Raw genomic sequence first — 13,069 nt, 5'->3', positions numbered from 1 at the left:
GCATAAGCGGACAACTTGATTTTCTTTAAGGTTAACTTCCATCAACCAGATATTCGCCCTGAATACCAATCAGAATAAGTTTTTATATTTCCTTATTCTGAAATACTCAGTTGATAGGAATACGAATGACCTTTTTATTCTAGGAACGGACCACACGACCAACCAGCCACTCGCGCAATGGACGAACGACCTCTTCGGGAACAGGCCCAGCAGAGAGCAGAACATGCCACTGTGCTGCATCACTATCCTTACGAGCCAGTTCCTTGAACCATTGTATTAATGGCCCATTTTCCAAGTGATACAGCCCAGCTACAGGCTGCCCACGGGTTGCGGCCCACATGTAAGCCAAGGCCCCAAGATCGCTATGGATTGCAGTCTCTTCCTCCATCGGCTCCTGTTCGGCATTAACCAGATACCAATCCAGAAAATTATCCGGCGGCATAGGGCGCGCTATACCAAACCCCTGCCCATAACGGCAGCCTAAATGACGCATGGCCTCAATAATATCGGCGTCTTCCAATCCTTCGACCACGACCTGACTGTGCAGATCATTACCCATTTCCCGCAAGGACCGAACAACGCTGAATATCTGTAACGGTACCTCACGAATATGCCGCAGTAGCCCCCGATCAACCTTAATGCAGTCAAATGCTGTTGCTGATAACCGCAACAGATTGCTATGCCCGGCTCCCAGATCATCAATGGCCATTTGCACGCCCATTGCCCGGAAGTCTCGTAAAGCAGCTTCCTGCTTGTCGGAATCTATATCCTGCGTTTCCAGCACTTCCAGCGTCAGCCGGTTGGGCGTAATATGATAACGATCCAGCATATCCTTGACCATGCTCAGGATATTGGTATTCGACAGACATGAAGGAGGCAGGTTAAGCGATAATTCAGTCGACAGCCCTTTGGCATCCCACGATTGCAACCATGCCAACCCCTGTTCCAGCCCGCTCTCAAACAATCTGTCCAATTCATCATGCCCAAGCAGCGCCAGAAACGTGCCTGGAGAGAGGATTGTTCCGTCGGCATCCTTCAGTCTTGCCAGCGCTTCAACCTTGAGCAACCGGCCCGTGCGCAGGTCAACAACCGGCTGCATGAACATATGCAGCCCGCCTGAAAACAGACGTTGGCGCAGGTGGGATGAGCGCTCGTCAGACATACCCTGCCTGTCCCGCCACAGTGTTTCCCACTTTTCCTGTAAGCCGGTGGCAAATTGTTGCATCTCGGCCGATTCAAACTGATTTGGACATGCACCAAACAGATTCAGCACCAATGCAGTTGAACCATCCTGACGACGAATTGGTACACTCATGGCAGAATGAATGCGCAAATTGGCCAACAAAGTATGCCATGGTGCCATACCGCTGTCTTTTTCAATCGACGGGTAGCTCCGCCGCTCTCCTTGCCGCCATGTGTGCGCGCCAATAAAACTACCATATTGAGAGCGGGTGATGACGGGTCGTGCATCGCCACGCAAAAGGGCTTCATCCAGTGCTGTGGCACATGGCCCTGCGGCCGCCAGCGCAACCAGTTCATCAGCAATATTGGACTGAACCAGAAAAGCTGCCTGAATACCGGGCAATTTTGCAAGGGTGGATAGGGCATCTGCACTGGCCTCCCCCCACGTACCTTCTGCTATGTTACAAGAAAGGAATGCCGAATATGCTTTGTGCACACCCAAGCGCACCAGACGCCGCATTCTGCGGTCATCCCGATAACGGGCTTCTACAATCTGCTGTATGAGATAGCGGTCATCACTGCCGACGTGCTCGTTTTCCAATTCTGCCAGCAGCAGGCGCAAATATGCCGTCTGCTCCGCCACAAACACAACTGGATCAACACCAAAAAGAGCATACATGGTGCCAAGCGTATGTGCGGACGCCAGCACATCCTTCCTGATCGTTGCGGCATCAACCAAAAACTCCAGATGCAGGGCTTCCCGGTCAATCAGGCGCTCGTGCTGGTCCTGCGTTAAATGAGATAAAAACAGTGCGCCACCGCTCTTTTTCCAGATTGCAGGAATGGCGCCTTTGCGAACACTCTCTCTTATTTTTGTTGCGGCTTTATGCGCACGGCCCAGAAGTTCCACAGCTTTTATGCCGTAGGGAGCAATCGGGAACAGGTCGGTCGCAGCATCATCCTCCAGATCAAGCGCATCTTCCAATGCGGCAGCAAAGTGCCAGTTTGCCGCACTTTTATCCGGACTTTGCTTGGCTTTGTACATAGCCTGATCCGCCCGACGTAATAATGAAGCTGGTTTGTCTCCATCCTGCGGATAAAGCACGACCCCCATTGTCAGGCCAACTTTGGCTGTTTTGCCATCCTCTACAGTAAACGGTTCGGCCACAACCGAGGACAGGCTATCCAGCATTGCGGCGGCCTGTTCATTGGCTGTTGCAGAATCAAGATTTTCCAGCACAACAACAAATTCATCGCCCCCCATACGCGCGACATAACCATTCTCGCGCAGAGCCTCCCATAACCTCTGGCTCAGTTCGGCCAGCACCCGGTCTCCCGCTGCATGGCCGTAAGTATCGTTCACAGCCTTAAAACCATCCAGGTCCATTAACCCGATGGCCAAGGATGTACCGCGTTCGCTGGCACGTTCCTGCGCTTTGGGCAAATACTCTTCCAGCGCCAAACGGTTCGGCAGTGCGGTAAGTGAATCACGGCGGGCCCGCTGCGCTTCCTCATGCCGCAATTTTTCCAGATTATGGTTTGTATCCAGTCGATCTAAACTTTGACCTAACAGGTCTGCCACTCTTTGGCACAGCGTTATGCTCTTTTTATCAAAGCCATAAACACGCTGTGTCACAAATGTCAGAACAGCCCAGACCTGACCACCACGCCATACCGGAACGGAAAGAATACCACGCCATTTATAATCAAGAACATTCTGGTAACCGTTGATCCCGACAAGGTCGTCTGCCGGGTTATTGGTGTAAACCAGCTTGCGCTTCAACCATGCCCGCACTGTTACTGGCAGAGCAGAACCTTTAGGTTCAACCGGCCAATTCAGTCGCGCAACCGCACTTCCCCCTTTCCCTGCATGGGAGAACACGCGCATATGCGCAGAAGGATCTGCCTGTGCCAACCAGACTGCGCTAAACAGGGTATTATCGACCAAAATGCTGCAAACGGCATGGCATTTTTCCACTTGATCTTCAGCCGATAACATGGCTGACACAGCGTTGATCAAGGCGCTGTATAACCGTTGCGCCTCTTCACGCTCTGTTACGTCTTCCATCGTCCAGACAGATTCAGAACCTGAAGAGTCATCCAACGTAACAGCGGACAAATCCACAATGACATCATGCCCATCAGGCTTGGGCAGATGCACACCGGACAATTTGGCACGACCGGTTTTGCGCAGTTGCTCCTGCGCCCGCTCCATATGAGGACCATAGGCTTTGCTGGCTAAAATTGTTTCCGCCAACGCATTGTGCATATCACTCGGTGCGCACCCGACCAGACCGGCGGCAAATGTGTTGGCACGCTGGATCCGCGCATCATGCAGCAGCATGATACCGACCTGAGATCGATCAAGCTGAGCCGCACGGGAGCGAAGTTCGTCATATATTTTCAACCCGCGTGACAGGGCTGTCGCCGCATCTTGCAGAATAGTTCTGATCGCTGGGTCAAATACGTCGTCCTGCTCGTCATACACGCCGAACACGGCCCAGACCTTGCCTGCGCGCCACAATGGCAAGGCCGCACAAGACCGTACACCCTGCTTGAGCATGAGCGCACGCCATGGCTGCAAATCAGCCTCTTCCTCCACATTCACGCAAAAAAGCGACTGCCCACCATGCCAAACGCGACCGATAAGGCCGTAACGTGCAGGCATGTCGGCACTAGCCGAAAAAGCTGGTTTGTGCAGTTGTGCAATCGGCCCACTGGATGCCAGAAGATGAAAATCTCCTTTATCATCCGGCTGCGCAATAAACGCTGCTTTAAGGCGGGCGTTTCTGGTAGCGGACTCACAGGCCGCATGGAAGAGCGTCGCCTCGTCCTGTGCAGGATCAACAGCCATCCCAACCCGCGCCAAAAACGCATTAAATCCGTTCAACCGCTCCAACGTCTTGCGCTGCATACCATCCAACGCAGCTTCAGCCAGTGTGGTGAGGCGACGTGAAGCAGGCAACAAAGGACGCAGCAAGCGCATAAGTGTTATTCCAGTCTTAAAACACAAATTGTACTTAATCGCATGATCAAATCAGAAATGGCGCGCATCGCAGCATGACATGCGTTATTTATTATCCAACGCTAATAAAGTATTTTCATACAGATGAAAGCAAATTTGATGAATAATTAACCATTAACACAATGAGAATTTTATCTGTGGCTTTTTTCACACCATATTTATTCAATACCTGCATCAGTTCAGCTACGGAATAATAAAGGCTGATCCTGCTCTTACCAATTTTTACAGCAACAGGGAAAGCAGACAACGATCTGTTTCAGAAGATAAAATTGTATAACAACGAATGCCATCATACGTGCGACCTCCCGCAGTCGGGGGCTGATTCGCCAGAACAGCAGAATTTACATGACCTCTTTACTCATCAATCATAAGAATAAGCAAAACCAACCATCACTCTGACTGTTTTTTCCAAAAAACACGCGCCTGCATCAGCATGGCTAAAGGCACGAGCGTGCGGGGCTGCCAGCTCAGAGCTAGCGCCACCATACATGCCGCAAGCGATGCCAGACCAACCCATAACAAAAAGCCAAAGCCACCACCCTGCTGCCAAACAGCCATGGCTAAAGCCATTACCAGTAATACCCCTGCAATCTTCCGCACCACCACTATGCGATGAGCAGGCAAGTCCTGCTGACCTGTGGCACGCCGGTGCTGAAACTGCGTTAAGGCCAGCAAAGCAAAGGCCAGAAATAACAGCCCCCCAAGAGCCAGAGAGAACAGCAACACGGCCATTATGCTGCCTCCACTATCAAACGGGAGGAATGCTGTTGTTTACGTAACCGGCGCAACAAACGACCAGCAGCTAAAAACGCCAACAAAGCGCCAACCAGCAACACCGCATCCATACCTCCAACCGGCCACAGATAGCGATGCGACATTGTTCGAAAAAGGTGATCACCCGTTGTAGTCCAGTTGAGCACAATTGCCAGAATGGCCAATGTGCCAATTGCAATACAGTGCACAACCCACACGCTACGCGGCCATAACCAACCATACACACATGCAGCCAACCAGACGGTGTAAAAAGCACAGATTTCTACTGTTGCACGCTCCATACCCCAAAAACTGACACCGACCGGCAATAACCGATTAGCAACAAAGAATGCCAGCGTTGCAAGAATAATCCCGGTAACAGAACCAGCTGCCAGCCCTTCTACCAGACGGAAGCCAAACTGCGCCGCCTGTCGTTTACGCCGTGCGTCCAGCCAGAACAGAAAACCTGTGGCGATAAGAACACAACTCCCCAAGCCAAGAACAAAATAAATCCAACGCAAAACCCAATGATGGAATTCGATCAGATGCAACCCGCTCAAAAACCGCTGGGTTTGCATAATCTTGCCAAGCGCTTGTGGGCGGGACAGGAATGCGCCCGTTGAACCTTCGAAAGCAATAACATCCCTATCCACCATCACCTGCCCTTCCGTTCCACGAAAGAAGGCAATGCGGCTTGTTGTTAAACCGGGATTAGCCACCAAGACCAGATGGGGTTCTGCTCCATTTCCCCATAAGGACTGCGCCCGCACGGCTGCCTGATCCAACGAAACAACTGAGGCTCCGGCCTTGCCGTGTTTGACAGCCAGAAACGACAACCCATTCGAATCAAAAAAGTAGCTGCGCGTGTTGGGATAAACAGCATTAATCCCTGCGGGAAAAAAGGTTGCCCCCAAAAGAATGAGACCTGATAATGTAAGAATACAATGAAAAGGTAATCCCAGAACGCCAGATATATTATGCAGGTCCAGCAACATCCGCCGTGATTTTGCCTGCGATCTGAACGTGAAGAAATCTGTAAATATTTTTCGGTGAATAATAACACCCGTAACACATAAAGCCAGCATGGCCATGGAAGCCAGCCCTACAAGCCATTCCCCCATATTCATCAACTCCAGATTAAGAGTATAATGAAAGGGAAAAATAAACCCGGTTGCCCCCAATGTTCCCGCATCTGGCAAAATCTGCCCTGTCACGGGGTTAACATCATGGCTGATGAATTTTTGCCGTGTTCCATAATGTGTATGCACAACGGCTTCGCGCTCTCCTGACAATGTTACATTCCAAAAAGAAGCCTTTGCAGCAATTGCCTCATTTAAAAAGGGACGATAACTCTCAAGTGGCAAAGCATGGGCAGCAGGTGCCAGCCGTGTGGCGGGTTTCATCCACTGATCAATTTCGCAATCAAAAACGGAAAGTGTTCCCATCCAAAAAATTGCAAAAAGGATGCTTCCCAGCACTACCCCGGCCCATGTATGCAGCCAGCCCATGGAACGACGGAAATCGTCTTTCATGCTCAGCCTCCGTGCCCAAAAACTGCGATCACCCCGTAACTGGCAACAACAAGGACTGCAAACAACGCAGCAGGCCGCCACAAAGCGCGTGCCGCAAATACCCAGAGGCCAAGGCAGAGATACACTATAAAAACAAGCAGAAGCCCCAGAGTAACCGCATCTGCACGTGGCATCCCCATGGCCACAAGCGCAAAACTGAACAGAGCCATAACAGCGGAGGATGCCAGATACCCTCCGCCAGTCGCCAAAAAAATGCGTGCCACTACTCTGAGCGCGGACTGTGACATCAGAAGTCAGCCATAACCGCAAAGCGCACTGTTCTGGGGGTGCTTAACGAAAGGTAGTTATATCCGCCCGAATTCCAGTAACGTTCATTCGTTACGTTATCAACATTCAGCAAAAAGCTGATCTTGCCGTCTCTGGATGCCGGGTTTTTCAACCAGTATCGTGCGCCCATATCCAGCCGGACCCAGCCGGGTATGCTTCTGCGGTGGGCCCCTGTTTCGATATATTCCGAGTGGGTGTACATTACGTCTGCTGTAACCGACAGGCGCTTAACAAAAGGAATGTCGTAATCGAGGCCCATGTTAAAATTAACTGGAGATGTGTTGGCAGCCCGCTGGCCGTTAGTAGCGCCCCCCTGTGTATGGGTCAGAACCGGGTCTAAAAGCATCAGCCCACCCGTAGCGCGTAATCCGTGTGCAATCTCCCCAGCAATATTGAGCTCCAGCCCACGGTTACGCTGCACACCGTTGAGGGACATTGTATTTGTGTTAACATTGGTAACGGTACTAGGCTGCGATATCTGGAACACATCCAATGAAACAATAAATTTTTTCAGATCGGCTTTAACCCCAACCTCATATTGCGTGGATTTATACGGTGCAAAAATCTCCCCTGCATTCGCATAGGTTGAGGATACGATGGTTCCTTGCTGCAAACCTTGAATCCAGTTTCCGTAAATCGAAACATTTTTCAAAGGTTTAAAAACTGCCATAACAGCGGGGCTAATTGCGGTTCTATCATAAACACCGGTTTTTGTACCGACATGATCCGAACCAGTATTAGCGCTTTGTACACGCTGCACACGCAAGCCTGCCGTTACCTGAATACGCTTATCCAGTGCAGAAATTGTATCGACAAATGCGAGGCTCGATAGTCTGGACACACTTGTCGTTCCAACATTATTGGGAACTGAAATCTTTCCGCCCGATGAATATGCGCCCACCCCATCGTAAATATTGAGATTATATGACGGAAGACCAGTGTTGACACCAAACACCCGCCCAAAATCAAGATCAAGGCGGTTGGCCGAAAATGCCAACTCCTGCATGATTGGACCACTGACAACCTTACCGCGCACACCAACCTCAGCCGTAATGTAACGGGCGCGCTGGGCAACCCCAACAGGGGTGGCACCTTTTGCATTACCTGCCCGGTCGTTAACAACAATCTGCTGGAAATACGCCCCCCTTACGTCATAATCATGAACACCAACAGTTCCATAAGCGGTAAAATTCCGAAAAAGGTCAACCTCACCACGGAAAATACCAAATATATCCTGACCACGTACATATGTTCCGGGCAAATCAAAACTTCTTCGTGCACGCGCTGCATCTGGCACAGGAATGCCAGATGCAAGCTGATAAAAAGGAAGCACTCCTTCTATCTCGCGATATTGGTATCCAAAATCTGTAGATAATCGAACATGGTGCAATCGTAGATCGACACCTGTTGCGACCAGCGCTGTTTTCTGATCATTGTTCCGGATAGCGGTTGGTCCGGAGCGGATCATACCGTTAATTCGAATACCTAACTGTTTTTCCTTACCAAACCGCCGCCCAACATCGGCACGTCCACCAAACTGAGCATTGGAAGTATAATCAGCCTCCACCCTTGAAAGAGGTTTATCCTGTGCCCGTTTGGGTACAACATTAACTACACCACCAACAACACCACTCGGCGACATACCATTAAGGAGCGCCGCAGGTCCGCGCAGAACTTCCACTCTTTCAGCGAGTTCAGATACTGTACCGCCCAAAGGCATCATGCCATAAAGACCGCCATAGGCAATATCCACGTTATCCACGTTAAAACCACGGATCTGTATACGTTCCACCCCGGCAGTGCCCGTAGCAAAGCCTGCCCTTACAGACGGATCATCCTTAAGGGCATCACGAATACTGCGTATCTGCCGCTTTTCAATAAACTCTTCTGTATAACTGGTCTGGTTGAACGGCGTGTCCATAACATCACGGTTGCCCAGCATTCCCAACTGACCACCACGCGCAACCTCCCCCCCTGGCAAAGCTGGCGGCAAATTACCAATCATCCCGGTTGATGGAACCTGATTATACCCGCTCCCTTCAACACGCACAGGACCAAGTGTTATGGATGCAGAAACAGGAACAATTTTATAAGCACGTGCTCCATCGGGCAAATATGTCAATCCAGTTCCCTGCAAAAGACGCGCAAGAGCTTCAGATGGTACAAAATGCCCCTGCAATCCGGTAGTCGTTCTACCTGCAAGCATGGGAGCTTGCGCAGTAAGTGGCGCATGAGCCTGCGTACTAAAGCTTACCAGCGCATCAGACAGGGAACCGGCAGGAATATTGAACTCCATGGCCGCTGCGGCAGAAGTCGATGCGGCCCCTCCGGTCACAGCAACTGCGGAATTTGCCATCACTGTTTGTGCACGCACCTGAGCTGACATTAACGGAGTTAAAGCCGAACAGGTTGCAAGGAACAGGAACATCGCTGTAGTCCGCTGGCCCGTTCCATACTCCATGGCAACAGAACCACCGGCAATACCCCCCGCCCGATTATTGCGAACTAAAAAGAGTTTTTTTGTAAGATATTTTAGCGAAATGCTGGATGCGATCGTCCACCGCGCAGAAGGGGGCAAAAAAGGGTTGGCAAGGGGGATCATCGTCGCGGCGTCTTCCATCCTGTCCGGTTGTCCTATTTTATAATGCGATTAATTCGCATTTGTTGGTTCCGATAAGATAGATATCGCCGCGATGCGTTTTTTCCCTCCCTTACGATTTTTTTTAAAGATTACCGCAATTGAAAAATTTTAACTGATTGATAAAATTATATTTTTTGGTAAAATATTTTTTACCATGATACTCCGGTCAGGCTTTATGCGGTTCCCTAACGCGCTGTGACAATATCAACCCACGACATTACTGACGCCACCTTTCCACCATAGGCATCAACAATCAGACGCAAGGATGCTTCAGGCTGGGTAAGGTCATATGTGCCTGTCACACGTTTGTTTGCCAATTTACGATCGGCCAGAATTATTCTGGTTTTCGTCCATGGCCGTAGGGCCTCAACCAAAACGTCAATGGGTTCATCCCGGGCAATCAATGTGCCGTCTCGCCAAGCCCCCACACTGGTCGGTGCCTGCTTACCTGAGTTACTCACTGTCCCAGTTATGCGTTCCCACTCCCCTGCATAGAGATCGCGCGTAGCTGCCGTTGACCCGCGGGAAGTCACATGCACAGCCCCTTCCCGCACAGCCACCATCGTTGCATTGTTATCAGCCCTGACATCAAAAACCGTGCCAATATCCGTTACGGTCACATCTCCACTGGTCACCCGGAATGGGCGTGACGGATCATGCTGAGCCTCAAACAGGGCTTCCCCCTGTATCAACTCAACCCGCCTTTCGGATGAAGTCATTCGGATAGAGACTGCAGCCCGGGGTGCCAGAATAATCCTGCTCCCATCCGCCAGACGAATATCCCGCATCTGCGCAACAGGCGCATAACCATCCGCTCTGAGCCGCACAAGCATATCGGATGGAAGAAACGCCATGGCAGCAAAGACCGCAGCCAACGCCACCCCGCAGGCAGGCATAAATTTCCAAGCAGAAAAACGCGTCCGCTTTTGCCGTAAGCTAACATGAGAAGAGATGACTGTTGTTTGCTGGACTGATGGAACCGCAGCCATAATAGACGCTGTCACATTCATATCAGACCATGCCTGCACATGTGCGGGGTCGCTTGCCAGCCATTCTCCAAACCGGCGTTTTATATCCTCATCATCAGGATCTTCCCGGAGGTAGAGATACCACCCGGCAGCAGCCTGAGCGGGCGTTTTTCGTTCAGTCATAACCCGCAAAACCTCCCATTTTGGGTAGCAGGCACCATTTTGCCACGCACTCAGGGCATAAGCCGGACTGCCATCCATGTGTTATGGAGGCATGGATGGCGTTGCATTTTTTCTGTCGGATTGGGCACAACACGCGACGCTATTGCCCTTCCTTGCGAACACGGTCGCAAATGACCATGCCGTCTTCTATAAGACCGTGAACACGGGTAAGAGAAAGCCCCAGTTGAGCAGAGATTTCCCGCAGTTTCATACCTTCAAAATGGTACATGCGGATTGCATCGCGCTGGCGTGGGTCGGGCATGGTCGCAATTGTATCCACAATCCGCTGCATGACTTCGCGGGAAGCTACACGATCTTCTGGTGACACCTGCTCATCTGCAACATCGACTGTTGCGGCATCAAAATCCGTATCAACGACCCCTTCCCGATATTGCCTGCGCATACGGGTAATGACCAGATTACGAACCATTGTTCGCAAATAGTTTAGAGGTGTTGCAATTGTTTCAATCTGCTGACGGCTGAACAGTAACCAGACATCTTGCACAATATCCTCCGCAACGGTCTGATCCCCCGAAAGACGCGCGGCATAAGACAGAAGACAGGCCCGATGGGTCTGGTAAAGTTCCAGCGATGTGCGCTTCCGGTTCAACGCAAGGCCCCCTCCAGAGGCTTCAGTCTCCATCCATCAAATATGGAGTTGAGAGTGTTTCTCAGCTCTGTGCCATAAAACACACAGTTTCACAACCACGCGCACACTGCCATAACTGTATTCCGCAGTTCTGCACACCGGCTGGCGCTTTTGAAACACCGTCAGCCACCTTACTTTATTGCCTCTGAACGTCCGGCTTGCATCGTTACGACGGCAAGTAACGCCGCAATCGCGAGCTCAACCGCACTGACCCCAAAGGTTGCCTGATAACCAATTCCGTCAAACAGAATACCACCAAAGGTCGCTCCCAGCGTAATGGCAAGTTGAACAACAGCAACCATAAGCCCGCCTCCTGCTTCAGCATCCTGCGGGAGTGTCCGGGCTAGCCAGGTCCACCACCCTACAGGTGCCGATGTTGCGAGCAGCCCCCACACAGCCAGTATTACGGTGGCAACAACAAGCCACTTTCCAAAAACAACAAGGCTGATAGCCAGAAATGCCATCAAGGTTGGAATAATAATCAGAACGGGGTAAACACTTTTCTTCAGTACGCGACCAATCAGCACTGTGCCAACAAAGCCAAAAACACCCATCAGAAACAGAATTAACGACAGAGTCGATACACCGACACACGCAACATCTTCAAGAAACGGCCTTACATATGTAAAAAGCGTGAACTGTCCCATAAAGAAGAGACTAACCGCAATCATCCCCATTCTCACAATCGGTCGCATTAGCAATGCAAATACACTTGCAGAATGCCGATAACGTTCACCCGGCATGGACGGAAGACTGAGAAACTGCCAGACAAAAACAATAACAGCCACCGGCACAACGCAGAAAAAAGCTCCACGCCAGCCGATCAAGCCACCAAGAAAACTACCGGCAGGTGCCGCAATCACCGTTGCCAACGCGTTTCCTCCATTCAAGATCGCAAGCGCACGCGGAACATGGTGATCCTCAACAAGACGCATTGCCGTTGCGGCAGACATCGACCAGAAACCTCCAATCACAATGCCAATCATCGCCCGACCGCACATGAAAATGATGTAGTTTGGTGCCAGAGAAACAATAGTTCCCGAAACGATCATCATACCAATAAGAGACAATAACAGCGTTTTGCGGTTTATTCCGTTGACCAGAGAGGAAATGAAAAGACTGGTTAAAACTGCAAATGCACCGGAGACCGAGATAGCCTGCCCTGCCTGCCCTTCGCTGATATGAAGGTCAACCGCGATCGGCGTCAGCAGACTGACAGGCATAAACTCTGATGCAACCAGCGCAAAAGCTCCAAGAGACATGGCAAGCACTGCGGCCCATGATCCTGCCTGATTACCAGATTTTGAGTTCATTTCGAAATCTGTGTGAGAAGTATTATCCATTGCACCCCGATATTACGATAGTTCCCAGTTGTGATTTTCCCTTAAAAATACGCATAAAATGAGATAGAATACTCTATACTGACATATTGTATTTGCGCATCCGTTGAGCTCCCCACCGTGGAGAGGAATAAAAAAGGAATTTTACGGAAATATTTTAGAAAAGACATTTTTTGATATAGGTTTTCAAAAATACAAACCCACATTTTTATATTTATTATTTATAATATCATTCACACAATCTTGTAGATGATCCATGTTTCTGGCACATGGACCATCTACATCAAAAACTTACAATCTAATCCGTCTTATATCTTCTGCTTGGTGGGACGGAAAAGAATTTCATTAACATCTACATCTTCCGGCTGACTGATAGCAAAGGCCACGCAATGAATTGCCCCGGGTTTTGTGGAGACAGAACGACCCGAGA

At 50.4% G+C, this 13,069-nt stretch carries 8 protein-coding genes; all 8 read right to left on the bottom strand.

The window, feature by feature from the left end; genetic code table 11:
- Positions 1-139: 139 nt before the first annotated feature.
- The 8 genes from Absy_RS02415 to Absy_RS02380 all read right to left on the bottom strand — a co-directional run bounded on the left by Absy_RS02415 (position 140) and on the right by Absy_RS02380 (position 12,642).
- Entirely contained in the window at positions 140-4,168 is a 4,029-nt protein-coding gene (locus Absy_RS02415) for an EAL domain-containing protein (RefSeq protein WP_048853144.1), read from the bottom strand.
- 429 nt (positions 4,169-4,597) lie between these two features.
- Positions 4,598-4,939, bottom strand: a complete 342-nt coding sequence (locus Absy_RS02410; RefSeq protein ID WP_048853143.1) for a DUF3325 domain-containing protein — start codon at positions 4,937-4,939, stop codon at positions 4,598-4,600.
- Positions 4,939-6,492, bottom strand: a complete 1,554-nt coding sequence (locus Absy_RS02405; protein WP_048853142.1) for a PepSY-associated TM helix domain-containing protein — start codon at positions 6,490-6,492, stop codon at positions 4,939-4,941. The genes Absy_RS02410 and Absy_RS02405 overlap by 1 nt, the downstream gene beginning before the upstream one ends.
- Positions 6,493-6,494: 2 nt before the next feature.
- Positions 6,495-6,779 carry a hypothetical protein gene (locus tag Absy_RS02400; RefSeq protein ID WP_048853141.1) on the bottom strand — a complete coding sequence of 95 codons (285 nt, stop codon included), beginning with the start codon at positions 6,777-6,779 and terminating at the stop codon, positions 6,495-6,497.
- Positions 6,779-9,439 (bottom strand): TonB-dependent receptor, encoded by a 2,661-nt coding sequence (locus Absy_RS02395; protein WP_048853140.1) that lies wholly within the window; start codon positions 9,437-9,439, stop codon positions 6,779-6,781. Before Absy_RS02395 ends, Absy_RS02400 begins: the two co-directional genes overlap by 1 nt.
- Positions 9,440-9,645: 206 nt before the next feature.
- Positions 9,646-10,611, bottom strand: coding sequence for a FecR family protein (locus Absy_RS02390; protein WP_048853193.1), 966 nt, complete (start codon positions 10,609-10,611; stop codon positions 9,646-9,648).
- Positions 10,612-10,750: 139 nt separating this feature from the next.
- Positions 10,751-11,260 (bottom strand): RNA polymerase sigma factor, encoded by a 510-nt coding sequence (locus Absy_RS02385; RefSeq protein WP_245614679.1) that lies wholly within the window; start codon positions 11,258-11,260, stop codon positions 10,751-10,753.
- 170 nt (positions 11,261-11,430) lie between these two features.
- Positions 11,431-12,642 (bottom strand): MFS transporter, encoded by a 1,212-nt coding sequence (locus Absy_RS02380; protein WP_048853139.1) that lies wholly within the window; start codon positions 12,640-12,642, stop codon positions 11,431-11,433.
- Positions 12,643-13,069 lie beyond the last annotated feature (427 nt).

Origin of the sequence: Acetobacter syzygii, from assembly GCF_000964225.1 — a bacterium.
Taxonomy (GTDB): Bacteria; Pseudomonadota; Alphaproteobacteria; order Acetobacterales; family Acetobacteraceae; genus Acetobacter; species Acetobacter syzygii.
This window is presented reverse-complemented; position numbering and strand designations above follow the sequence as displayed.